Genomic DNA, 23,617 nt, shown 5'->3' with positions numbered 1-23,617 from the left:
TTAAAATTTAGCCATACACTGCCGATTTTATTGTCTCCAAAGAGCAGGAGCTTTTCTCCATTCCTCCAGAGAAGCCAAATGTTCCTTATTAATGTAGCCCATTTCAATGGCCTGTTCTAGCATTATACTATAGTTGCTCAGGCAGTGAAGCGTGATGTTGGCTTTCTGAAAATTTTCTTCGGCTAAAGGAAAACCATAAGTGAAAATGGCTAACATGCCCAGTACTTCGTAACCGGCCGATCTTAGTGCCTCAGCAGCTTTCAGTGAGCTGCCTCCGGTAGAAACAAGGTCTTCTACCACCACCACTTTTTTGCCCGGATCTACTTTGCCTTCAATAAGGTTTTCCATACCATGGCCCTTGGGTTTGGACCGCACATAAATAAACGGTACTTCTAGCAAATCGGCCAACAAAGCTCCCTGCGGAATACCGGCAGTAGCCACTCCGGCCACGGCTTCTACTTCCGGAAAATATTGCCGAGCAGCATCAGCTAGTTTTTCTTTAATAAAAGTTCTGGTAGCCGGGTAAGAAAGCGACATACGGTTGTCGCAATAGATGGGAGACTTCCAGCCGGAGCTCCAGGTAAAGGGATTTTCTATATTTAACTTAATGGCCTCAATAGCCAGTAGGTCTGAAGCAATTTTTAAGGCCGTGGTTCTGTCAGCTTGTAGATTTTGCATGCCGCGAAGTTAGTAGATTTTTTTTCTGAAATTGACAGGAAGTTCATTCACCTTGTTAGCGAATTTTTTTTCATATTGACCCCGAATCTACTCAATCCATGAGGATCTATATTAAAGACAAACCTCTCAGAATTAAAAAGCCGGATGAAGTGGGTGATCTGGCGCAGTTTAACGGTATTGTCGAAGATGATGATCTGCTGATCAACGAAAAGTTGTTCAAAGGTCATCTGCTCATTCGAAATGCTACCCATAGTACCATTAAGTCGGTTCTCTTTATAATGCACAATAAGAAGCTCAAGAATTTGTCTTCTATTACTGTGCTCACAGAGAACTATGACGAGGCAATTGACTATATCAAGAGTAAGTTTAAAATACTGAAAGCCGGAGGGGGAGTGGTATACCGCGATGGTAGTATTTTGCTCATTCACCGACTGGGGAAGTGGGACTTACCCAAAGGTAAAATTGAGAAGGGCGAGTCTTTTGTTGAGGGAGCCAAGCGTGAGGTGCAGGAGGAGTGTAATATTAAGGTAAGAGTGAACCAGAAAATATGCACCACCTGGCATACATATACCAAGGGAGATAAAAGCATTCTTAAAAAGACCGTTTGGTATCTGATGGACTGCCTCGATGATTCCAAAATGAAACCTCAGCTGGAAGAAGATATAGATGAGGTACGTTGGATGAGCGAGAACGAGCTGAATGTAGCCCTCTACAACACCTACATGTCAATAGCTCATGTCTACAATAAGTTTAAAAAACTTAAAAAGACTCAGAGTGTATAAGGAAGGTATTTTTGAACATCTCCACCGTAGCGGTGCACCTCGCGAATAATCGATGAATTGACAGCCGCCAACTCCGGTGATGTGATTAGAAAAATGCTTTCTAGCTCGGTATTGAGATAACGGTTTACCTGAGAAATGCTATTCTCATACTCAAAGTCAGTAGTGTTGCGTAAACCCCTAAGTATTACACTGGCGCCAATTTTAGAAGCCAAAGAGGCCGTGAGTTCGTTGTATACAACCACCGATACCTGGGGCACATGAGCAAAGGTTTCTTTGATCTTTTCTTCCATGTAGGAGATATCGAAGTAGCGGTTCTGCTTTTGGCTGTTGTAGCCTATGCCAATCACAATTTCGTCTACAATTTTAAGGCCTCTCAATACAATGTCTTCATGGCCTTTGGTAAATGGGTCGAACGAACCCGGGAAAATCGCTATTCGCTTCATTTTTTATGGCTTTGGATTGGTCTTTAAACCGTATTCCCGAAAATAACTGAATTTTATGGAATGCCTCCTTACCACTAACGATCAATTGGTAGCGGATAATTATAAGTTGGCTAGCACTTCAAAATACTCCTGATCTTCCAACTCATTGAATATGGGGTGCATAAGCACTCCTTCCGGGCGTTTGCCTAACTCAATGTGACGAAAGTATTTCTTTAGTATGGGCATGTTAAGGTCTACTTTTTCCTTAATTCCATGAAGTATGATGGGGGTAGACTGGCCTTCGGCACTAAACTGCTGCAGGGTCAGAAGAATGAGCTTGGTCAGGTGTTTGGCATCAGTAAACCGAAACTGATTGTATATGGCCAGTCTTTGTAGGTTGTAGCCCACAACTTGCACATCGCTGTTGTTTAGTGTAAGGTAAAGGCTGGCCGGAGCTTTACTCTTTATTTGCTTTTGCAGCCCTTTGAGGTAAGCTACAGACTGGTGGTTAAAATAAAGCGAAAGCTTGGGATACTTTTCTTTAAACCACTGCTTTAGTTCTGTGAGATAGCCAAAAGCCACGGCCGCACCCACATCGTCCAATACCTTAAAGTGGTATTCGTCTTTATTGGGGTCCGTTACCTCATTGAGTTGAACATAGTCTTTGCACAAACTCCGGTCGAAAACAGGAACCGGAACCAGTGCAAACTGTCGGTTTCTCACAAACACCTGAATCTCTTTCCAAAAGCCGGCAGCAATCAGAATATGATCGTCATAAATGGTATTGAGATTTTCAATTAGGCTTTTGGCCGGGGTTAGCTCTCGGTTTTCAAAGAGCAATAGTTGTTTCTTTTTTACATCGAATACAGTGATTTGGCAATCAATATCCGACACAAAAAAAGAAAGGCGGTATTGACTTATTTTGTCAATATCCAGCCTTTCGTCTTTTATTGATATTATTTGAGAAGTCTCGGCTGCTCGCACAGTTTAGTTCCAGTTACCAGCAGTAGTGATATCAGTTTTAGAACCGAATCGTAGAGGTCTTCTCTTTTCGATTTCATGATCTTCAGTTCTTGTTCTGTCGAACGGATAAGTATCTACAACCTCAATGTAGTCTACACTCACTCCATTTCTTACAGAGTCTTTTGCATACAAAGAGAAGTATTTGCCGGGTGCATGAGGCAACTCAGGCAAAGTTCTTGGGTCAAAACCTGGTCGGAACAAAGAGTCTTTTACCGGTACAGCACCAATGGTGTCGTAGATAAACTCAGACTTCTCGGCACCGTAGGCAAGCATAGTGATCTTCTCAGTTCTCTGAATCAGATAGATTTTTCCGGTATCAACATATGCGATCAGTTTCTCCCAGGTGTCTGCGTAGTCACCATATGTTGCATGGTAGGCAGTCTGAGCGTCTCTGATTTTTTCAAGCTTGGTTTTCACCATGTTTTCTATTCTTTCAATCTCTTTTGCTTCGAGAATGGTGGTATTAATGCTGTCATAGAGCAAATACCCAACGCCTAAGGCGATGATGAAGAATAGAATCGTGAGTACTTTAGTTAGGTTCATCTTGGAGGTTGAATTTTCGTAAAATTAACTAATTTATTAGGTAATCTATAGTTCTGCGACCGCTATTTTATGGATAATTAATGAAATTTGAAATAACCTTTTAGATTAATCAATTCATTCAGGCTCTTTACGTTTTGCAATACATAGTGCAAACTACTCATTTCTGTTTCTTGTACTTTCTTAAGATCGTAAAATCCTATTTGCGTAAGCAGTTGAGCATCAACATCCATCTCAGGGTCGGTGCCTAAAATAGGAGTACCGGAACAAATTTCTACTTCAAAAAAGAGTTCTATGCCATGCAGGGGAGGATCTAAATATTCATGAACAAAAAGAAATTTTTTTATGGCAATGGTACAGCCTGTTTCTTCTTTGAACTCCCGAATGAGTGCTTGTTCGGCTGTTTCTCCATAGTTCATTCCACCTCCGGGAGGAGCCCACAGCCCATTGGCTACCCCTAAAGCCCTGTGGTGTACTAGCAGCAGTCGGTTGTTTTCAATACATATGCCACACACCCTTACCCTTAATTTTTGTCCGTATTGCAATTCAATTTGATCCTGAATTTTGCCCATGGTTCTTCGTGGCTAAGGCCTTACCAATATATTTGTGGAAAATAGATTATGGTAAAGGTATTCAATCAGAACTATAAAGCACGAATTGAGAAGTTTTTGGAGCGGCAGCACTTTATGAAGCTGGTGGGCTTCGATCTGAACGTGATCGATGAAGGAAGAACCGAAGGATGGTTGGAGCTTAGAGAAGAGCACCAGCAACAAACGGGTTTAGTACATGGCGGGGTAACAGCTACTGTAGCCGACATAGTAGCGGGATTTTCGGCCTACACGGTGGTTGCTGAAGACCAGCATGTGGTAACAGGAGAAATAAAAATATCGTATTTCGCTCCCGGCCGGGGACAAAAGCTTTATGCCAAAGGCTGGGTGGTGAAACAGGGTAAAAAAATGAACTTCTGTGAGGCTGAAGTTTGGTGTATAGATGGCGATAAAAGAACTCTCATTGCCAAAGCCACTACCACCATGGTGACTTTGTTTCCTGAAGATGTAGCGAAAAGAAAATCATAAGATTGGCCAGGCCTTCGGAAATACTGCTGCAAAAATTTCCCTTCCAGCCAACAGAAGGCCAGAAGAGGCTTTTTAGCTTGTTTGATGACTTTTTACTCAACAAGCGACTCCACAAACCTGTGTTGGTTCTTAAAGGCTATGCAGGAACCGGCAAAACAACAGTGGTAAGTGCTATTGTTCAGACGCTTCCTTTTTTTCAGTTTAAATATGTGCTAATGGCACCCACCGGCCGAGCGGCCAAAGTCATGTCGGGTTATAGCAAACGAACGGCTTTTACAATTCACAAAAAGGTTTTTCAGCAAACCGCAGAACCCGGTGGAGGGCTGGAGTTTAAAAGACAGTCCAACTATCACAAAAACACCGTGTTCATAGTCGATGAGGCCTCTATGATCTCAGATAGTGCCGAGTACGGACAAAAGGGCTTGCTCACCGACCTTATGGACTATGTGTTTTCACAAGAGGGAAATCGCTTATTGCTTATTGGAGACACCGCACAGTTGCCTCCGGTCGGTAATTTGGAAAGTCCGGCTTTAGAAAAGCCTTACTTGCAGCATCATTTCAAAGCTGAAGTTCAGAGTTTGGAGCTTACAGAGGTTATGCGTCAGGATGAGGACTCGGGCATTCTTTACAATGCTACCCATTTACGCAGTGAATTGCCGAAGGAGAGTTTTAGACTGAAGCTTACCACGGGACGCTTTAAGGATATTTTTAAAATGACAGGAGAGCGGTTGGAAGATGGCTTGCGCTATGCCTACGATAAGTATGGGGTAGAAAATACAGCCATCATATGCCGAAGCAATAAAAATGCTGTTCAATACAATCAGTATATACGAAGGGCCATACAGTATAGGGAAGATGAACTGGAGGCCGGAGATATTCTTATGATTGTGAGAAACAACTATCATTTTTTACCAGAGAATGCACCGGCCGGTTTTTTAGCCAATGGCGATTTTGTGGAGGTATTGAAGATAAAGCGTTTCGAAGAATTGTATGGCTTGCGCTTTGCCGAACTATCGCTTCGCCTGCTCGATTACCCCGACCAGGAGCCATTTGAGGCAAAGGTGATTTTAGACACACTCTATTCGCCTGAGGCTTCTTTGAACGATAAGGCGTATAAGAATCTCTATGAACAGGTGGCGGAAGACTATGCAGACCTAAGCACCAAACGCGAGCGCGCAAAAGCCCTTAAGAGCGATCCTTACCTGAATGCACTGCAAGTGAAATTTGCCTATGCCCTCACTTGTCATAAATCGCAGGGAGGGCAGTGGGAAGCGGTTTTTGTAGATCAGGGTTACCTAACTGAAGAAATGGTTAATCAGGAGTATATACGCTGGCTCTATACGGCCGTGACCCGGGCTACTAAAGAGCTTTATTTGGTCAATTTTCACCCCAGATTCTTTTAGCCGCAGGCCAAAAGCGCAGACTAGCCGGGAGTACTAATAGTACCTACAAAGCCTTATTGGCACCAATCAGAAGGAATATCCACCCTGCAATAAAGGCCAATCCACCAATGGGAGTAATAGCCCCGAGCCAGGTAATGTTGGTCAAGCTAAGGGTGTAGAGAGAGCCGCTAAAGACCAGAATACCCGCTACAAAAGCCCAGGAGGCGTAGCTAAAATAAGGGGTGTTGGTGTGTAGCATTATGAGACCAACAAGCAGTAGGGCCAAGGTATGATAGAATTGATATTTAACGGCAGTTTCGTAGGTTTCAATTCGTCCGTTGGCAGAGAGTGTAGCCTCAAGTCCATGAGCTCCAAATGCTCCCAGGCCAACACTCAAGGCTCCGAGTACACCGGCTAATATTATTACTGTTTTTGCGGTCATTTCACTTCTTGTTTTATCCTATAAAAGGTCAGTTAATGATAATTTCGTTCACCAAATATGGCACTACCCACTCGAACCATGGTACTGCCTTCTTCCAACGCAATCTTATAATCTCCCGTCATGCCCATAGAAAGTTCTTTCATTTGTACTTTCTCCGAACGGAAGGCTTCTGCTACTTCATCGAATAAATTTTTGAGGTAGCGGAATTCGCTTCTCACCTGTTCCTGATTTTCTGTATTGGTGGCCATGCCCATAAACCCAACTATGCGTATATTCTCCATTTCTGCCAGGTCTGGAGACTTTAGCAGATCAAAGAGTTCGTCTTTATCGAGTCCGAACTTTGTTTCTTCACTGGCAATAAAAACCTGAAGCAGGCAGTCGATTACCCGATCGTGCTTCTGTGCTTGTTTGTTAATTTCCCTGAGCAGGCGCAGGCTGTCCACTCCATGAATCAGGTGAACAAAAGGGGCAATGTATTTGACTTTGTTTCTTTGCAGGTGGCCAATCATGTGCCATCGAATGTCTTTAGGCAGTGCTTCATACTTGGCCGTTAGCTCCTGAACCTTATTTTCTCCTAAATCTCTTTGTCCGCTTTCGTAGGCCTGTAACAAATCGCTGTTGGGCTTAGTCTTACTCACGGCAATAAGCCTTGCCTTAAACGGAGCTAGTTCCTTATTAAAATGTGCAATATTTTCTGCAATACTCATTAGGATGCTTTTTAATGTGGAGTTTAGATTTCTATTATATTTGATTGCCCGAATGGGGCGCAATTTAGCATAAAAACAGCTGCTTGAGGCTTACTGTTCAATAAACCGAAATAAGATATATGCCAATAATTGGATCGATTTTAAAGAAGGGGATAAAACTGCGCGAGACGCTCGAACAAGACTACACTTCTCCCTATGATCTGCAAAAGAAAGAGTTATCTAAACTACTCATAAGCGCCAGGAATACGGCATTTGGAAGAGAATATAATTTTGTTGGCATTCTTGAACAATTCAGAAGCTTTGGCCAACACGACTTCTACGAGAGATTTAAAGAGAATATTCCTATTCACGATTATGATTCAATGAATGATAATTGGTGGTATAGAGTGCGCGAGGGAGAACCGGACGTAAGCTGGCCCGGAAAAACCAAATATTTTGCCCTGAGTTCAGGCACATCAGGAGCTTCTTCGAAGTTTATTCCGGTAACCAAAGACATGATCCGGCAAATTCGCAAGACCGGCACAAGGCATATTTATACACTTTCTAAGTATGATTTACCCGATAAGTTCTTTCAGTCGGGCATGCTCATGCTGGGAGGAAGTACTTCGCTCAATTTTTCAGGAAATTTCTACTATGGAGATCTAAGTGGTATTACTACCGGTCAGCTTCCTCTTTGGATCCAGGGATTTTCCAGGCCGAGTCCAAAAATTAAGAAACACAAAGATTGGGAAACCAAGCTTGAAGAGATTGTGGAGAATGCTCACAAATGGAATATTGGTATGATGGCGGGGGTGCCTGCCTGGATGACCATTTTGCTGGAGCGAATTATAGAGAAAAATAAGCTCAATAATATTCATGATATATGGCCCAATCTTGAGGCTTTCGTACATGGAGGTGTGGCGTTTGAGCCCTACAGAAAAGGTTTTGACAAACTGCTAGGTAGACCAATTCACTACATTGATACTTACCTGGCTTCAGAAGGCTTTATTGCGTTTCAGGATTCACCCGGAAAGCGCTCCATGAGGCTTATGCTCAATGGCGGTATTTTTCTGGAGTTTGTGCCGTTTAATGAGCAGAACTTTGACGATGAGGGGCAAATAAAACCCGGGGCTCAGGCACTCATGGTAGATCAGGTAGAGGAAGATAAGGAATATGCTCTCCTTATTTCGACAGTTTCCGGTGCCTGGCGCTACTTAATAGGCGATACCGTGAAGATTGTGGATAAGCATGCTTCGGAAATTATTATTACGGGCAGAACAAAGCATTTCCTGAGTCTTTGTGGCGAACATCTTTCGGTAGATAACATGAACAGAGCGGTGCAAATGGCCGCTCAGGATTTCGACATAGTTGTTAAGGAGTTTACAGTGGCCGGTTTACCGGACGGAAGCCTCTTTGCCCATCATTGGTACGTTGGTGTAGATGGTACGGTAGATGAGGAAGCTCTACGACTGAAAATTGATGAATACCTTAAACAACTGAACGATGACTATGCAGTAGAGCGCAAACACGCTCTCAAGAATATTTATCTGAAAGTACTGCCCAATGAGGTCTTTTATGGGTGGATGAAATCGATTGGAAAAGAAGGAGGACAAACTAAGTTTCCTCGTGTACTTAAAAGGGAAAAACTCGAAAGCTGGCTTGCTTATCTGAAGCAAGCTTAAGCACTGGTCTATGGATATTGTTATTAATGGATTGCTTTTTGGCCTGTTACTTTCTGTACTAATAGGTCCGGTATTTTTTACACTCATACAAAACTCTATTGAGAAGGGGTTTTCTTCGGGGCTTTTTATGGCCATGGGTATTGCCCTTAGCGATAGCTTTTATATTGTGGTTACATACCTGGGGGTATCGCAACTGGTAGATAATGCCTCTTTCAATATTTGGTTAGGAGGAATTGGCGGGAGCATTATGTTGGTGTTTGGTACAATTTATCTACTTAAACCTGTGCCCCAGAAAGGACTCAGGCAAAAGCATCAGGAGTCTACCAAATGGTTTCAGCAAATATTAAAGGGGTTTTTCCTCAACGGGATTAACCCCTTCGTGTTATTTTTCTGGCTGGGCATTATTAGCAAGGTTACACTGGACTTTAAGTACACCAATGGTGAGGCGATCTCCTTTTTTATTGTACTCATAGCCACTGTGTTTATGGCCGATGTGGCCAAGTCTTATTTTGCCACCAAACTAAGTCAAATAGTAACGCCAAGGTTTATGAAGATAATGAACCGGGTGGTGGGGTTGGCTTTGTTACTCTTTAGTGTAAAGCTTTTCAATTTTGTGCTCGAGCAAAAGGGCATGGCCTTGTTTTAGTTTCATAACCGTAGCCAGGGCAGGGAGTTTTAGTCTTCCAGTATGTTGCTCACAAAAGTGCTTTTAGAAGCTAAGAAGAGTAAGAAAAACAGGAGGCCCCACTTCACGTAAATGGGGTAAAAGTCGGTGGTGTTCTTATAGCGCGTCTCTTTAATTTCTGCCTTTTCGTATTGGTCAATAAGCTCAAAAACATTAGCCAGAGCTTCATTGTCAGAAACCCTATAGAATTGCCCGGAACCAATTTTGGCAATTTCTCTAAGGGTAGTCTCGTCTAGGGTGTTTTCTACATAATTGGTTCTTCCAAAGAAGTCTTTACCATAAGGTACTTTGCCTTCTTTACCTATGCCAATGGTGTATATTTTAATGTCATAAGCTGCGGCCAACTCTGCGGCCGTTATAGGATCAATGTTTCCGGCCGTGTTGTCACCGTCCGAAAGAAGTATCATTACTTTGCTGGCTGCTTCCGACTCGCGCATGCGGTTGGTGCCCACTGCTATGGCACTGCCAATGGCTGTGCCTCGGTTTTCTATTTTATTAAAGTCAATCTCCTCATCGATAAACTTATAGAGCAGTTCATAGTCTGTAGTTAGCGGTGAAAGCGAGTAGGCATCGCCCGAAAAGATGACTAAGCCTATTCGATCCTGGCTTCTGCCCGAAATAAAATCACGTGCCGTACGCTTGGCGGCTTCCAGTCGGTTAGGTTTAAAATCTTCAATTTGCATAGACTCCGAAATGTCTATGACCAGGGCAATGTCAATTCCCTCAGACCATTGTTCTACCAATTCATTGGTGCGTTGCGGTCGGGCTAGGGCAATCAACAGCATCAGCAGTGTCAGCGCCATAAGTGCGTTGGGTATAAATCGCAGATAGCTGGTCCAGTGTTTCTGAATCTCTTTTTTGGGAAGAGCTACGGGAAGTTTTTGTTTTACGCGGGTGCCTATCAGCCACTTAAGCAAGAAAAGCAGTAGCACCACAGGAATGGTGTAAAACACAAAGAAGAACTCCCAGTCGAACGACTTAAAGGCTGATGGAGTGAACCATTCTAGCGAAAACCACTTGTAAACCGACTCGTCAAGCATTCTTAATTTCTTCCGTTATGTGGTTGTACCTGTCAATCGAATAATCTTTAAGAAATTCGAAATCGTTTTGCAAAGCACTTACTGCAATAGGGCTGTAAATGTTTCTGTCTATAGACTTGAGTGTTTCTTCCAGCGAAGAATTCTGCTGGATTTTCACTATTTCTTTTGTCGTTAACTTGGTAAAGGGCACTTGCTCCAGCGATTCCATGTAGGTTTTCCAAAATTTAAGTAACGACTCAATTTTGGTCTTGTTTGTTTCTGAAGAAATGGCCTCAATCTCTCGGTCAAATTCAATCTGAAATTTCTCAAGCTTCTTTTTAAGGCGGTATAGCCTAATTCGTTTTCTTATCTCCTTGCCCCAAACAATGAGAACTACCAGGCAAATCAGGCCCAGCAAAACTAGTCCTATAGTCCAGTAGGGGTAGTTAAACTGTAAAGAAACCGGCTGAAAAGCATTGGTTTCGGCCAGGTTTACGCTGTCGGGCATTTGGGTTACCACCTGGTTCAATACTATGGAATCTTTGGCGCTATATACCGGTATGCTGTCTTTGCCGGTAAATACAAACACGGGAAGGGCCAAAAACTGAACCGTATCAATTTCAAAAGTGGCCAGGTAATACACCGCACTATCAATACTGTTTATGGTATCGGATCGGGTGTCGAAGTAGGCTTTGTCTAACAGCTCAAAGGGAGCAAAATTGAAGAGTGAATCGGGGAAAATAACCGGTCGGTTCTTTCTGTCTTTATAGCTGAGCGAATAAGCCACCGACTCCCCGATTTTAACACTGTCTTTGAGAAAATAGCCTATGGGCTTGGTTTCCTGTGCCTGAGCCAGGGACCATGCCAACGAAAAGAAAATCAGAAATACTGCTACCCTTCTAGTCACGTTTCATCGTTTTGTTTCTGATCTTGAATAGCTTTATGAGTTGAGGAACGTAGTTGTCTTTGGTGTTTATTTCCAGATAATTGATCTGATTCTTTCTGCAGAATCTTTCCAGCTCCCCTTTGTTTACGGTATATGTTTTCTCCAGTTTTTTTCGGAAGTCTTTAGAAGAGGTGTTTACCCAAACCGTTTTTTTGCTCTCCTGGTCATACACAGGTACTATACCCAGGTTGGGTAATTGTGTTTCCCGATCGTCTTTGAGATGAAGAACCACCAGATCGTGCCTGTTGGCCAAAAGTCTGAGGCTTTGTTCATAGCCTTCGTCAATAAAATCGGAGATGAGCAAAATAACGCTCTTCTTATGAATGATTTCCAGAGCCTTTTTAATGGCCATGTCTATGTTGGTACGAGATGACCTGGGCTTACTGTTATACAATTCATGAATTATGGCATAGCCGTGTTTAATTCCCTTGCCCGACTTCACAAACTTTTCTTTCTGATCCGAAAAGCTCAGAAGTCCAACTCTGTTTTGTTGTTTTACCGCAGCTAGAGTTAATACACCGGTAATTTCCTTGCCCACATCTACCTTTTGAGCACCCGGGGTTCCAATTTCCTGTGAGGCACTAACATCGAGCAGAAAAAAAACAGTTTGTTCTTTTTCTTCCTTGAAGGTTTTTACAAAGGTGCCATGACCTTTGGCCGAAACGTTCCAATCGATGGTTCGGGTGTCATCACCATACTGGTATTCGCGCACACCATCAAACTCAAGACCAGAACCCTTAAAGATGGAGTGAAAATCGCCCTGCATCCTTGAGTTAATGGCTTTCCTGATTTGTATTTCGTACTTCCTAAGCTTGGAAATGATGTGCTCCATAATGAAGGCCTAAAAATATGATTTATTTGATTCCAGCCGCTTTTTGAATGTCTTAATTTTGGTTAATTGCAAGCCGGCTACCAACATAACTCTTACCTTTGCAAGTCGTTGTAATAACGAGGCGAAAATAAACGGCTTCATACATGGCAAAAAAGCTTTTTTTACTGGCGGTTACATTCTTACTGGTGGCCTGCAAAAAAGAGGAGACCATACCCAGTGGTATCTTAACCAAAGAGCAGATGGTTGATCTAATGATTGACATTCGCATGGCAGAGGGCAAGGTAGGCACAATTTCGCTGAGTGCCGACTCGGCCGAGGTGCTTTATAAAGCCCTTGAGAAAAGAGTGTTGAATGCACATGGGTTAGACTCTGCCAGTTATGTAAAAAGCTATAATTTCTATTTAACAAGGCCCGAACTATTTCTCGAGGTGACAGATATTGTACTCGACAGTTTGAAGGCCCGAAACTCCAAACAATACAGTAGTAACTATTAAATGCTATACCCTTCTAATCTTGAGCTTAAATTAGGTTTCGATAAAATCAGAGAAAGCCTTAAAGAGGCCTGTGAAAGCAACCTGGGGAAAAGTTTTGTCGACAAAATCCGTTTTTCATCCGATAAGAACAGTATTGACAAATGGCTCAGCCAAACCGATGAGTTTGTGCAGATCATTGAATCGAAAGAGCTGTTTCCTAACTCCAACTACATCGATATTTCTCCGCTTTTCGGTAAAATAAGGGTAGATAACTCCTACCTGCTAGAGGAGGAGTTGTTCGATGTTATTTTGAGCCTAAAGACCTTAAACAAGTGTCTGGATTTTTTTCAGCAAAAGAGAGAATCTTACCCACATTTGGTAGAACTCACTTACCCTATTCTGTTCGATGAAGATTTGCTCTGGTCGCTGGCCAGAGTCTTTGACGAACGGGGTAAGCTCAAAGACAATGCCTCCGACAGGCTCTATGAAATACGGAAGGGTATACTTTCAGAAAAGCAGCGGTTGCGCAATGTGCTCGACAGCATTATTACACGAACCAAAAAGGAAGGTTATACTCCGGAAGATGTATCGGTAACTATTCGGAATGGGCGAATGGTAATCCCTGTTTTGGCCGAATACAAAAGGAGAGTAAAAGGGTTTATTCATGGAGAATCGGCCACAGGACAAACGGTTTACCTGGAGCCTACAGAAGTATTTGCCATTAACAACGAAGTGCAGGAACTGGAGTATGCCGAGCAGCGCGAAGTGGTGCGCATACTCATGGAATTGACCAGCTACCTGCGTCCGGAGATTGAAAACCTGCGGCAGTACATGCAGTTTCTTGGTCTCATAGATTTTATCAGAGCCAAGGCTCGCTTTGCGATAAAGATAGATGCTCGTAAACCACAGTGGTCAGAAAAAAGGGAGTTTAACTGGCAGGTGGCTCAGCACCCTTTACTTCTTTTAAAACATAAAGAACTGGGCAAAGCAGTAGTGCCTCTCAATATTTATCTGGAACCACAAAAACGCATCTTAATAATTTCAGGGCCCAACGCAGGAGGAAAAAGTGTGTGTCTGAAAACCGTTGGCCTTTTGCAGTATATGCTGCAGTGTGGGTTGTTGGTTTCGGTACACGAAAGCTCTCGCTTTACTCTGTTCAAAGACCTGTTTATTGATATTGGCGATGAACAAAGCATTGAAAACGATCTAAGTACCTATAGTTCGCACCTCATAAGCATGAAACATTTGCTGGGACATGTAAACAAACAGAGTCTTTTTCTGATCGATGAATTTGGAACAGGTACAGAACCCCAGTATGGAGCAGCCATTGCCGAAGCCATTCTTATGGAGTTAAAGGCAAGCAAAGGCATGGGTGTAATTACCACTCATTATGGGAATTTAAAGGAGTATGCCGATAAGAACGAGGGGTTGGTGAATGGTGCCATGAAGTATGACCTCAAGAATTTGCAACCTCTATACGAACTTGAGATTGGTAAGCCGGGCAGCTCTTTTGCTTTAGAAATTGCCGGTAAAATAGGCTTACCCAACCAAACCATTGAAAACGCCAAAAAGCGAATAGGTATTAAGCAGGTGTCTTTTGACCAAATGCTGGGGCAACTTCAAATTCAACAACGCGAACTGGAGCTTTCGGAGAAAAAGGTGAAAACCAGAGAAAAAGAACTTGATGAGCTTACGGCACAATATGCGCAGCTAAAGGAGCATATTGAACGACAGGAAAAGAAAATACTCAATGAGGCTAAGCAGAAAGCCAATGCCATTGTAAAAGAAGCCAATAAGGAGGTTGAGCGGGTTATTCGCGAAATTCAGGAGAAAAAGGCTGAAAAAGCAGCCGTTAAAAAGCAACGCGAAAAGCTGGAAAAACTAAAGCAGGAAACCACTGTTGAACAAGAGTACGAATTGGCCAGAGCCCAAAGCGAAGCCATTGTCATTGGAGACTATGTGAAGCTCAAGGGTCAGGATACCATTGGACAGGTGGTGAATATAAAAGGCAAAGATGCAGAACTGAGCATAGGAGAACTCACTTCGTTCGTAAGACTTAACAGGCTCGAAAAGGTGACCAGAAAAGCCTATAAGCAGCAAGGGCAGTCTGGTGGCTTTTCCGGTTATGACTATGCCTCTAAACAGGCGGAGTTTAATAGTAAAATAGACCTGAGAGGAATGCGTGCCGAAGAGGTTATTCCTTTGCTGTCTTCCTGGCTAGATGAGGCCATTTTATTAGGAATAAGAGACCTGCAAATAGTACATGGTAAGGGAAATGGCGTGTTAAGGCAAGTAACCCGAGACCATTTAAAGAACTATAAAGAAGTAGCTTCGGTAAAAGACGAACATGCCGACAGAGGAGGGGCAGGTGTTACGCTGGTTACACTCAAGTAAGTAAAAACAGCGCGTATAGTGAAAGCTTATGAGGCTACCTCCAGATTATCTTCTTGTTCAGGTTTAGACTTGCTTTTTGCGTTTTCCTTATCTGACAGATAAGCCAGAATTCTTTTTCTGATTTCCGGTATAGAAAGGTTCGAGTCTATGTAGCCATTTCTGATGATAGATATTTGCCCTGTTTCTTCAGAAACAGCCAGTATTAAGGAATCGGTAGCTTCTGACATTCCCAGGGCAGCTCTATGGCGCATACCAAAGTTTGCAGGCAAGTCGCGTTCACTCACAGGAAGAATACATCGTGCAGCCAGAATTTTTCCTTCATAAATAATAATGGCACCATCGTGAAGCGGACTGTACTTATTGAATATGGAAATGAGTAACCTTTTGGAGAGCACCGCATCAAGCCGGTCGCCACTATCGGCATAAAACTTAAGCTCTGAGTTTCGGGAAAAGACCATGAGCGCACCGGTGTTGGTAGAAGAAAGGCTCTTGGCGGCTTCAATAATGGGGGTAATATTAAACGGTTCTCTAGCTTCTTTTCTCTTCCAGATCATAACCGTTTGTATAAGGCCGTCTTTTCTAAAGGTAGTTTTACCCAGTACGATCAAAAACTTTCTAATTTCTTGCGAAAAGATAATGATGGCTGCTAACACACCCACGCCCATAAATTGACCTAAAATACCGGCCAATAGCTCCATTTCTGCAGCCCGTACCACCAAGTAGGCCAGGTAAAGAACCAAAAAGCCTATGAGCACCCTTACAGCTACACTACCCTTCAATAGTTTGTATACCTGATAAAGCAACACGCTCACCAGTAGGATATCCAATATGTCTATCCACCGTATGTCAAGAAATCCTATTTTAAAAGCGAATATCAAGGGTTTAGTGCTTTATAAAGGTCAATGGTTTGTTTGGCTTCTTTTACATCGTGCACCCTCAGTATAGAAGCTCCCTGCTGCAGAGCGGCCATGTGCAAAGCCGTGGTGCCGTTGAGAGCTTCTTCAGGTGAAATGCTTAGTTTTTTATAAATCATCGATTTGCGCGACATCCCTACCAAAAGAGGTAGGCCAAGTCTTTTAAGATAACCTAAATTTCGCAGTAATTCATAGTTCTGCTCCATGCTTTTGGCAAAGCCAAAGCCGGGGTCTACCACAATATCGGCAACTCCCAGTTGCTGTAGTTGTTCCACAGCTATTCTTAGTTCCTTGCCAATATCGATCAGGAGATTATCATACACATTCTTTGAGTTCATGGTTTGAGGCGTGCCTCGCATGTGCATTAGTATATAGGGCACCTTCAGGTTTGCTACTTCTTGCCACATGTCCTCATCGAGTGAGCCCCCGCTTACATCGTTAACAATGTGAGCCCCTGCACATACAGCCTGCCGAGCTACAACCGAGCGAAAGGTGTCTACCGAAAGAAGTGCTTCGGGAAACTTAGTCGCAATCAGGTTTAGAGCTGTGGTAACACGTTTTATTTCCTCTTGTGGTAATACCTCTGCCGCACCGGGGCGTGTAGAATAACCGCCTATGTCCAGAATCAATGCCCCTTCGGTGAGCATTTGTTCAGCCTTTTTGAGAATGGCCGTTTCCTGGCTCACCCGGCTGTCCGAATAAAAAGAATCTGGGGTAACATTAATGATCCCCATTACCTGAGGCTCTTCCAAACTCACCAGATTTCCATTGATGTTCAATGTGGATTTAACCTCAAATAACTTATCTTTCGCGCTCAAGAATTCTGTCGACTTTAAATAATCAGCACCTTGGAGGAACAAACGGTAGGCGAATATAAAGAAGTTATTAAGGCCTGTAAAGACATATTTTTGAAGAAGGCCAAAGACTATGGAACGGCATGGAGAATATTACGACTTTCTTCTATAACTGATCAGATTTTTATCAAGGCGCAGCGCATTCGCTCGGTTCAAATGAAAGGCCAACAATTGGTTGAAGATGACTTGGAGGGTGATTTTATTGGCATCATTAACTATTGTGTGATTGCACTCATGCAAATGAACCTGACCGATAAAGATCCGCTGGAAATGGAGGTTGAGGTGCTGGAAAAACTGTATGACAAGTACGTGGAGGAAACTCTGGCCCTGCTAATGAATAAAAACCATGATTATGGTGAGGCTTGGCGCGATATGCGGGTCAGCTCAATGACAGACATAATTCTTATGAAGTTGTTGCGTGTAAAGCAGATTGAAGATAATAAGGGCAAAACCATTATCTCTGAAGGTATCGATGCCAATTATATGGATATGATCAACTATTCTGTATTTTGTCTCATACTAATGGGATTCGTAAAATCATGAAAATACTTAACTCAATTGCCCGCTATTTAGTGGGAGGGCTTTTTATCTTTTCTGGCCTTATTAAAGTAAACGACCCTGTGGGTACTCAAATAAAGCTGGAAGAGTATTTCACAGTTTTTGCAGTAGACATAGCTCCCTTCTTTGATTCGCTAAAGCCCCTGGCTTTGTTTTTTAGTATACTGCTTTCTACTCTTGAGGTGGTTCTGGGTATAGCCATTCTCATAAAGTATCGGGAGAAACTAGTTACTTCTTTACTGTTGGGAATGATTGTGTTCTTTACGTTTCTTACCTTCTACAGTGCCTATTTTAATAAAGTGACCGATTGCGGTTGTTTTGGTGATGCTATTAAGCTTACTCCGTGGCAGTCGTTCATTAAAGATATTATTCTGTTGGTGTTTATTGTTGTGCTATTCATCAACCGAAAGGTCAACAACAATCCCAATCCTTCCGGCAAACGTCATTTAGTGATTGGGCTGTCTACGGTGTTCTGTCTTACGGTGGCCTATTTATCTATTAACCACCTTCCGTTTATCGATTTTAGAGCTTACAAAGCAGGCACTGTGATTCCAGAGGCTATGATGCCCCCTGCGAATGACCCCAACCAGGTGCCAAAAATTACGAATTATGCCCTTTGGGGAGACGAGGACGATTTTACCATGGAGTCGCTGTCGGGTAAGAAACTATTGGTGGTGGTGCACGATGTAGAGCATACGGAGCGCAGAGCCTATTCCATGTTGAACAGCCTGATCAGCTCAATTGAAACCGAAGTTGGCATTGCGGCAGTTACAGCATCGGCAGGGGCAGAGTTTGAGAGCCTGCGCCACGATGTTCAGTTGGCAGTTCCTTACTATTACTCCGATAAAACGTTGTTGAAAACAATGATTCGCTCCAACCCCGGATTAGTGCTGTTAAAAGATGGAGAGGTCATTAAAAAGTGGCACTATAACGATATCCCCTCAGCAACCGAATTGCTCAATGTCCTGAATAAGTAATGAAGACTATTCCTGGAAATATTTTTTTGGTAGGCTTGGCAGGCTCGGGTAAAACCACTTTGGGTAGCCAGCTTGCAGAGCGATTAAATAAAACCTTTGTAGACCTTGACCATGCCATTGTTTCAAGAATTGGCATGAGCATTCCCGAGTATTTTGAGCGGCAGGGCGAAGGGAATTTTAGACTGCAGGAAAAGGAGGCTCTTCATGAGATATGCGCCACGCAAGAGAATTTTGTAATGGCCACAGGGGGAGGTGCTCCTTGCTATCACTTCAATATAGATACCATGAATGAACACGGCACCACTGTGTATCTAGATGTGAGCCCCGGTGACTTAGCCCTAAGAATACTGGAAGAGGGTGTTGAAAAACGACCAATCTTTAAGAGTTACGATCAGCAGGATTTAATTCAGGAAATAAGAGCGCTTAAAGAAACCCGCGAAAGCTTTTACAATCAGGCGAAAATAAAAATTCGAGATAATCAGATCACGGTAGAAATGATTATCTCGAACCTTCATTAAAGTGAGTGGCTCACTAAAAATTCAACCCAAAAGTGAGGCTCCCTTTGGTGAGCTTACTTTCTGTTATAGCCGTTGGTCCACTGCCATCAACAAAGGTGTATGAAGTAAATGAGTCTTTGAAATTGGTCTGGGAGATGGCCAGATCTACAAAGTACCTTCCCACATTTACACCAAAGCCTCCACTAACCGTTGTTCGGGAGCGATCCAGGCCATCGAACGATTCTTTAAACGGATCGCCCATAGAGGCATACCCCATTCTGAAACGGAATATGTTATACCTGTACTCACCTCCAAGCCTGATATTAGTGGTGGCCTGATAAATATTGTTGATGGTGCCGTTATCACTCTCCGAGTCAAAGTCAATTGAAGATATATGGGCATTGGAATAGTTTAGACGCTCCACATCGGCCGTTATAAATCCGCTCTTGCCAATGAAGAACGCCACACCCAAATTCAGTTTTGAAGGTGTACGCAATCTATAATCAGAAAAGAAAATATTAGTAGCACTTTGTAATGAGTTCAATACGGTGTCTTCCTGAATAATTCTGTTCCCATTGTCGTCAGTGAAGTTGGCTACATCATAGTTATTGTATTCCGAGCGGTAAATCGCATCGCTTTCTTCACTGAAACTATACCAGGTTGGAGAAGTATATGATGCGCCCAATCGTACCAAGTCTGATGGTCTGAAAATTACTCCCAGGTTCACGTTGAGCCCTGAACCAGTCACATCCAGTCGTTCATCTACCTGAAAGCTGGATAATGCAGGGTCGTTAAAGTTTTCCGTAAAAACCCGGTGCGAAGAGTAATCGGAAGAAACAAAGCCGAAACCAGCTGCTAGGTACAGTTGGTCATTAAAATTACCTCCAAAAGAAACGTTAATCTGATCGGTGCTTCCTCTTCTGAGAATGCGTTCGTTCTGGCGCGGAAAGCCTTGAACAAAAGATACATAAACATCTTCGGCATCGGGCAGCGGATTGATCAGGTAATGATCATACCCAACCTGTTCAATACCTCCCAGCTCTTCAGGGAAAAAACCATCTGCCCTGTCGAGCATGGCATCAATTATTGAGCTGTTGTTGTTTTGACCCGAATAGGAAAGGAGCTGGTTGAAATTATTCGTACGGTTGTAGGTTACAGCCAGCGTACCTCCACGCCATGCCCCAGGCTCCAGATCGCCTTTATTAAAGTTTATCGCTAGTCCAAAATTGGCGATCTCCAGCTTGGTGTCTTCATTCAATACATTGTTGCCAAGAAAATCATTGTTAAACTTTTTAAAGTTCAGGCTCGGAGTCAGGACAAACTGTGACCGGTTGAAAAAACCCAGGCCGGCCGGGTTAATGGCCGAAGCCCCCAAGTCGCCCCCAAGTACAGACCCTGCTCCGCCAATGCCTTGAAAACGTGAGGTGCCAAAGGGCAATGTTTGCGAAAACCTTAGTGCATCTTGGTAATAGCCAAAGCTTCCCGGTTCAATTTGTGCTTGACCATTTTGGTTCAGGCAAACCACTGCCAGACCAACTATAAATAGCTGATATATTCTTTTCATATTTTAAGTTTTTGATTTACTGTTAGTTGCCTCGTCCCGAACGGCTTGAACCCGATGACGATCTCGAAGAGCCGCTGCTCGAACCGGATGATCGGCTGCCAGAGCTCGACCCGCTACTGCGAACTGACCCTCCGGAAGATCTGGAAGAACTGCTTCCACTACTTCTAACACCAACTCCGCTACTGCTACGGCCAGAAGAACTACCTCTGCTAAATGTACCGGAGCTAGAACGACTTCTCGATGAAGAACGGTCGAAGGAAATTCTGCTACGTGTATTGGCCGAACTGCCAGACTGTCTTCCGTAGGTTGGCACGCGATAGTTGGCAGAAGACCTGCTAGAACTTATTCTTCTATCGTCATATGTTCTGTTCGATACGGCTGTTCTGGCTGAACGAGAAGCACTGGTTCTGTAAACCGAACTACTTACTCTGGTGTTGTTATCGAAGCGGTAAGCATCTGTACGCACTCTACGGCTACTTCTTTCCAGAGCAGCGTCTACACTAGAGCGGCTCGATCTGACACCCGTAGTGTTACTAGAGCTACTTGATACACGTCCGCTTGAAACGGAAGATCGTGACCCTCTTGGGTTATCTATAGCGGCAAGGCTCGACCGGGTTCTTGTGCCATTGTTGGCATCGGCCCTTACACTGGATACTGATGTAGAGCGTAATCTTCCACCCCTTGTATAGTCATTTCTTCTTTGGTAGTAGTCGTTATCAACAATTATAACGTTGTTTCTTCTCCAATACCAGTAGTCGTTTCTCCAGCCCCAACGAGGGTATCCGCCCCAAGCCACGGTGTTGTAGAATCCAAAATCCCAAAACGGATCGTAACTCCAGTAAGAAACGAATCTTCTCGACCAGAAGGGTCTGTAGCCCACCGACCAGAAGTAAGGATCATAAAACTCGCCATAGAAAGGATGTCCCCAAGGAAGGCCAGACACATAGTAAGGACTATTGAAAGCTCCCCAACCAAGGCCCGCACCAAAACCATAGTTTATGTTGAAATTGACCGTAGGATTTCTTCTGGTAGTTATGCTCTGATTGCTTGCATAACTATCCATAGCCCGGGTGTTACCCAGATAGTATTGCTCATACCAGGCATTTCTAAATTGAAAGTCGGCTCTGATGATATCGTTGAAAGTAACCGCATCCATGTCTTCCCAGTCAAGTGGAAGGTCATAATTCTTCAGTAGGTTATTATTATAGTCCCAAACAAAATCATCATAGTTTAGCTCAGAGGCTTTGGATACCCGTGGTTCCAATTCTTCAAAATAAACCACCTCTTTGGGTTCACCATTGTTGTATTTCTCAATGAGCGAAGCATCTACTTTATCGTCTGAGCTTTTCTCCAGAGTAATTACATCTTCACCCAGGTCAGCCTGGCTTTCCGGGTTTAATACAACCTTCTTAGGTTGGGTTCTATCGGCCGATGTAAAGTATACATCGTCATATTCACCTTGTTGAACAGGAAGTGAGGCACAGCCGGCAAAAACGGCTAGTGTCAGTAAGGTTGATGCAATCTTAAAATAACTGGAGTTTTTCATGGCTATCCTTTCTGGTTTAAACTTAACGTCTAATTCTCTTATTTGGTCGAGAAAATACCTGAAAATTCTATCTTTGTCCGATATTTTCCAGCCTGTAAAAGAGCAAGTATCATACCAACTATCAAGAAATGAGCAAAGGTTTACCTAAACGCAGCGAAGACTATTCCCTATGGTACAACGAATTGGTGAAGAAGGCCGATCTGGCTGAAAACTCACCGGTTAGAGGATGTATGGTTATTAAGCCCTATGGGTTTAGTATTTGGGAGAAAATGCAAGCGGAAATCGACCGCATGTTTAAAGAAACAGGGCATACTAACGCCTATTTCCCCTTGTTTATTCCCAAGTCCTATTTAAGTAAGGAAGCCGACCATGTGGAGGGATTTGCTAAGGAATGTGCTGTGGTAACCCATTACCGACTTAAGAACGATGAGAACGGAAACGGTGTGGTAGTAGATCCGGAAGCGAAACTAGAAGAAGAGCTAATTGTGAGGCCTACCTCCGAAACAGTCATTTGGAGTACTTATAAAAACTGGATTCAGTCTTACAGGGACCTACCAATTTTGGTCAACCAATGGGCCAATGTGGTTCGTTGGGAGATGCGAACAAGACTTTTTTTGCGTACCGCTGAGTTTCTTTGGCAGGAAGGACATACGGCACATGCGACCAAACAAGAGGCTATTGATGAGTCTGTACAAATGATGAATGTCTATGCTCAGTTTGCCGAGGAGTTTATGGCGTTGCCAGTAGTAAAAGGAGTGAAGTCTGAAGCTGAGCGATTTGCCGGTGCCATTGAGACCTATTGTATAGAGGCCTTAATGCAAGACGGGAAAGCGTTGCAGGCTGGTACTTCGCACTTCTTAGGTCAGAACTTTGCCAAAGCATTTGATGTAAAGTTTGCCACTAAAGAGGGGGGGCTGGAATACGTATGGGGAACGTCTTGGGGGGTAAGTACACGCCTGATGGGAGCGCTTATTATGGCTCATTCAGACGATCAGGGCTTGGTGTTGCCTCCAAAATTGGCCCCTATTCAGGTGGTGATTGTTCCTATTTACAAAGGCGATGACCAATTGGCTCAAATCAGCGAAAAAGTAGCTGAAATTCAGTCTAAACTAAGAGCAAAGGGCATTAGTGTAAAGTTTGACAGCCGGGATACTCACAAGCCCGGGTTTAAATTTGCAGAGTGGGAGCTTAAAGGGGTGCCTGTTCGGTTGGCTATAGGCCCTCGCGATTTGGAAAACAATACACTGGAAATAGCCAGAAGAGATACCGGGGAGAAACAGTCTTTCGATCTTTCTGAAGACATTGCCCTTAAGGTTGAAAGCCTGCTTGAGGATATACAAAAGAATATTTACCAAAAGGCGATCAATTTCCGGGAAAGCCATACTACAGAGGTGAACTCGTATGATGAGTTTAAAGAAGTACTGGAAGGCAAGGGAGGCTTTGTCTCAGCGCATTGGGACGGAACTGCCGAAACGGAAGAAAAGATTAAGGAAGAAACCAAAGCCACAATCCGATGCATTCCTTTGGATCAAAAGCAGGAGGAGGGAGCTTGTATCTACTCCGGAAAACCCTCTAAGGGAAGAGTACTTTTTGCGAAGGCTTACTAAAGCCCGTTTCATTTTATATGTATATTGGTGTGATTTAG

The 23,617-nt window shown here is 43.4% G+C and carries 25 protein-coding genes; 11 read left to right on the top strand and 14 right to left on the bottom strand.

Features of this window, described 5'->3' with window-relative positions; genetic code table 11:
- Window positions 1-27 precede the first annotated feature (27 nt).
- On the bottom strand, window positions 28-678 hold the full coding sequence (gene pyrE, locus B3O12_RS06660; protein ID WP_189630361.1) for an orotate phosphoribosyltransferase: 651 nt from the start codon (window positions 676-678) through the stop codon (window positions 28-30).
- A gap of 98 nt (window positions 679-776) precedes the next feature.
- On the opposite strand from pyrE, the gene B3O12_RS06655 reads away from it, so the two are divergent.
- Window positions 777-1,460 carry an NUDIX hydrolase gene (locus tag B3O12_RS06655; protein WP_286755730.1) on the top strand — a complete coding sequence of 228 codons (684 nt, stop codon included), beginning with the start codon at window positions 777-779 and terminating at the stop codon, window positions 1,458-1,460.
- Here the strand turns inward: B3O12_RS06655 and coaD are convergent.
- The 4 genes from coaD to B3O12_RS06635 form a co-directional block, all read right to left on the bottom strand.
- The gene (gene coaD / locus B3O12_RS06650) at window positions 1,448-1,903 is read right to left on the bottom strand and encodes a pantetheine-phosphate adenylyltransferase (RefSeq protein WP_189630363.1); all 456 of its coding nucleotides are present in this window, start codon (window positions 1,901-1,903) and stop codon (window positions 1,448-1,450) included. The two genes, B3O12_RS06655 and coaD, sit on opposite strands and share 13 nt — an antisense overlap.
- A 99-nt stretch (window positions 1,904-2,002) precedes the next feature.
- Window positions 2,003-2,866, bottom strand: coding sequence for a DUF3822 family protein (locus tag B3O12_RS06645; protein ID WP_286755729.1), 864 nt, complete (start codon window positions 2,864-2,866; stop codon window positions 2,003-2,005).
- Window positions 2,867-2,869: 3 nt separating this feature from the next.
- A complete protein-coding gene (locus B3O12_RS06640; protein ID WP_189630365.1) occupies window positions 2,870-3,448 on the bottom strand; it encodes a hypothetical protein in 579 nt (192 codons plus the stop codon).
- 77 nt (window positions 3,449-3,525) lie between these two features.
- Entirely contained in the window at window positions 3,526-4,017 is a 492-nt protein-coding gene (locus tag B3O12_RS06635; RefSeq protein ID WP_189630366.1) for an NUDIX domain-containing protein, read from the bottom strand.
- Between the two features lie 48 nt (window positions 4,018-4,065).
- Here B3O12_RS06635 and B3O12_RS06630 point away from each other — a divergent pair, with 48 nt between their 5' ends.
- Together B3O12_RS06630 and B3O12_RS06625 are read left to right on the top strand one after the other, a co-directional pair.
- Window positions 4,066-4,521 carry a PaaI family thioesterase gene (locus B3O12_RS06630; protein ID WP_286755728.1) on the top strand — a complete coding sequence of 152 codons (456 nt, stop codon included), beginning with the start codon at window positions 4,066-4,068 and terminating at the stop codon, window positions 4,519-4,521.
- A 2-nt stretch (window positions 4,522-4,523) separates the two neighbouring features.
- Window positions 4,524-5,924, top strand: coding sequence for an ATP-dependent DNA helicase (locus tag B3O12_RS06625; protein WP_189630368.1), 1,401 nt, complete (start codon window positions 4,524-4,526; stop codon window positions 5,922-5,924).
- 43 nt (window positions 5,925-5,967) lie between these two features.
- Here B3O12_RS06625 and B3O12_RS06620 read toward each other — a convergent pair whose 3' ends face one another.
- Together B3O12_RS06620 and B3O12_RS06615 are read right to left on the bottom strand one after the other, a co-directional pair.
- Window positions 5,968-6,345, bottom strand: coding sequence for a DUF423 domain-containing protein (locus B3O12_RS06620; protein ID WP_286755727.1), 378 nt, complete (start codon window positions 6,343-6,345; stop codon window positions 5,968-5,970).
- Window positions 6,346-6,377: 32 nt separating this feature from the next.
- Window positions 6,378-7,052, bottom strand: a complete 675-nt coding sequence (locus tag B3O12_RS06615) for a YggS family pyridoxal phosphate-dependent enzyme (protein ID WP_286755726.1) — start codon at window positions 7,050-7,052, stop codon at window positions 6,378-6,380.
- A gap of 119 nt (window positions 7,053-7,171) precedes the next feature.
- On the opposite strand from B3O12_RS06615, the gene B3O12_RS06610 reads away from it, so the two are divergent.
- Together B3O12_RS06610 and B3O12_RS06605 are read left to right on the top strand one after the other, a co-directional pair.
- Window positions 7,172-8,713, top strand: coding sequence for a GH3 family domain-containing protein (locus tag B3O12_RS06610; RefSeq protein ID WP_189630371.1), 1,542 nt, complete (start codon window positions 7,172-7,174; stop codon window positions 8,711-8,713).
- A gap of 10 nt (window positions 8,714-8,723) precedes the next feature.
- Entirely contained in the window at window positions 8,724-9,359 is a 636-nt protein-coding gene (locus B3O12_RS06605) for a LysE family translocator (RefSeq protein WP_286755725.1), read from the top strand.
- A gap of 29 nt (window positions 9,360-9,388) precedes the next feature.
- On the opposite strand, the gene B3O12_RS06600 is transcribed toward B3O12_RS06605, so the two are convergent.
- Genes B3O12_RS06600 through B3O12_RS06590 form a run of 3 tightly spaced genes read right to left on the bottom strand, consistent with a single transcriptional unit; the run spans window position 9,389 to window position 12,195 of the window.
- Window positions 9,389-10,438 (bottom strand): vWA domain-containing protein, encoded by a 1,050-nt coding sequence (locus B3O12_RS06600; RefSeq protein WP_189630373.1) that lies wholly within the window; start codon window positions 10,436-10,438, stop codon window positions 9,389-9,391.
- A complete protein-coding gene (locus tag B3O12_RS06595) occupies window positions 10,431-11,324 on the bottom strand; it encodes a LapA family protein (protein WP_286755724.1) in 894 nt (297 codons plus the stop codon). Before B3O12_RS06595 ends, B3O12_RS06600 begins: the two co-directional genes overlap by 8 nt.
- Entirely contained in the window at window positions 11,317-12,195 is an 879-nt protein-coding gene (locus B3O12_RS06590; RefSeq protein ID WP_189630375.1) for a DUF58 domain-containing protein, read from the bottom strand. Before B3O12_RS06590 ends, B3O12_RS06595 begins: the two co-directional genes overlap by 8 nt.
- Before the next feature lie 143 nt (window positions 12,196-12,338).
- On the opposite strand from B3O12_RS06590, the gene B3O12_RS06585 reads away from it, so the two are divergent.
- Together B3O12_RS06585 and B3O12_RS06580 are read left to right on the top strand one after the other, a co-directional pair.
- Window positions 12,339-12,689: a DUF4296 domain-containing protein gene (locus B3O12_RS06585; protein ID WP_189630376.1), complete on the top strand. Its 351-nt coding sequence runs from the start codon at window positions 12,339-12,341 to the stop codon at window positions 12,687-12,689.
- Complete coding sequence (locus B3O12_RS06580; protein ID WP_286755723.1) at window positions 12,690-15,062, top strand: endonuclease MutS2; 2,373 nt, start codon at window positions 12,690-12,692, stop codon at window positions 15,060-15,062.
- 26 nt (window positions 15,063-15,088) lie between these two features.
- On the opposite strand, the gene cdaA is transcribed toward B3O12_RS06580, so the two are convergent.
- Window positions 15,089-15,940 (bottom strand): diadenylate cyclase CdaA, encoded by an 852-nt coding sequence (cdaA, locus tag B3O12_RS06575; protein ID WP_286747763.1) that lies wholly within the window; start codon window positions 15,938-15,940, stop codon window positions 15,089-15,091.
- Entirely contained in the window at window positions 15,937-16,794 is an 858-nt protein-coding gene (folP, locus tag B3O12_RS06570) for a dihydropteroate synthase (protein WP_286755722.1), read from the bottom strand. Before folP ends, cdaA begins: the two co-directional genes overlap by 4 nt.
- 30 nt (window positions 16,795-16,824) lie before the next feature.
- Between folP and B3O12_RS06565 the strand changes: the two genes are divergently transcribed.
- Genes B3O12_RS06565 through B3O12_RS06555 form a run of 3 tightly spaced genes read left to right on the top strand, consistent with a single transcriptional unit; the run spans window position 16,825 to window position 18,883 of the window.
- On the top strand, window positions 16,825-17,373 hold the full coding sequence (locus B3O12_RS06565; RefSeq protein WP_286755721.1) for a DUF1599 domain-containing protein: 549 nt from the start codon (window positions 16,825-16,827) through the stop codon (window positions 17,371-17,373).
- The gene (locus B3O12_RS06560; RefSeq protein ID WP_286755720.1) at window positions 17,370-18,365 is read left to right on the top strand and encodes a DoxX family protein; all 996 of its coding nucleotides are present in this window, start codon (window positions 17,370-17,372) and stop codon (window positions 18,363-18,365) included. The genes B3O12_RS06565 and B3O12_RS06560 overlap by 4 nt, the downstream gene beginning before the upstream one ends.
- On the top strand, window positions 18,365-18,883 hold the full coding sequence (locus B3O12_RS06555) for a shikimate kinase (RefSeq protein WP_286755718.1): 519 nt from the start codon (window positions 18,365-18,367) through the stop codon (window positions 18,881-18,883). The genes B3O12_RS06560 and B3O12_RS06555 overlap by 1 nt, the downstream gene beginning before the upstream one ends.
- 13 nt (window positions 18,884-18,896) lie before the next feature.
- On the opposite strand, the gene B3O12_RS06550 is transcribed toward B3O12_RS06555, so the two are convergent.
- The gene (locus tag B3O12_RS06550; protein ID WP_286755717.1) at window positions 18,897-20,426 is read right to left on the bottom strand and encodes an OmpP1/FadL family transporter; all 1,530 of its coding nucleotides are present in this window, start codon (window positions 20,424-20,426) and stop codon (window positions 18,897-18,899) included.
- 22 nt (window positions 20,427-20,448) lie between these two features.
- Window positions 20,449-21,972: a hypothetical protein gene (locus B3O12_RS06545; protein WP_286755716.1), complete on the bottom strand. Its 1,524-nt coding sequence runs from the start codon at window positions 21,970-21,972 to the stop codon at window positions 20,449-20,451.
- Between the two features lie 128 nt (window positions 21,973-22,100).
- Between B3O12_RS06545 and proS the strand changes: the two genes are divergently transcribed.
- On the top strand, window positions 22,101-23,579 hold the full coding sequence (gene proS, locus B3O12_RS06540; RefSeq protein ID WP_286747751.1) for a proline--tRNA ligase: 1,479 nt from the start codon (window positions 22,101-22,103) through the stop codon (window positions 23,577-23,579).
- Window positions 23,580-23,617: the final 38 nt, after the last annotated feature.

The sequence above is a fragment of the Roseivirga sp. UBA838 genome (assembly GCF_002296035.1).
Classification (GTDB): Bacteria; Bacteroidota; Bacteroidia; order Cytophagales; family Cyclobacteriaceae; genus Roseivirga; species Roseivirga thermotolerans.
Note: the sequence above shows the minus strand (reverse complement) of the source record. Positions and strands in the feature narration are given on the sequence as shown.